This window comes from Streptomyces sp. AC627_RSS907 (genome assembly GCF_019049165.1).
The window spans coordinates 1-377 of the sequence record NZ_JAGMUE010000309.1 but is presented as its reverse complement, the minus strand read 5'-3'; the positions used below and the strand labels follow the sequence as shown (position 1 = coordinate 377).

Sequence of the window (377 nt, the reverse complement as noted above, 5' to 3'; positions counted from 1 at the left end):
GAGTTCCCCGACGTCGATATCGCCGTGGTGAACGGGCCGGGTTCGGTGGTGGTGGCCGGGTGTGAGGCTGACATCGACCGGGTTGCCGGGCGTGGTTGGAAGACGTCGCGTCTGCGGACCAGTCATGCGTTCCATTCGCGGTTGGTGGAGCCGATGCTGGCGGAGTTCCGTGCGGTGGTGCGCGGGCTGTCCTTCAGTGAGCCGTCGGTGCCGGCGGTGTCGACGGTGTCTGGGCGGGTGGTGGAGCCGGGGCAGTGGTCTGATGCGGAGTACTGGGTGGAGCAGGTCCGGCGGCCGGTCCGGTTCGCCGACGCGGTCAGCGCGCTCGACGGCGTCACCCGGTTCGTGGAACTGGGCCCGGACGCGGTGCTGAGTGC

1 protein-coding gene is annotated in these 377 nt (G+C 70.0%); it reads left to right on the top strand.

Going from position 1 to position 377, the window contains the following annotated elements:
• A partial coding sequence (locus tag KUM32_RS35445; protein ID WP_217146040.1) for an acyltransferase domain-containing protein occupies window positions 1-377 on the top strand: 377 nt, incomplete at both ends.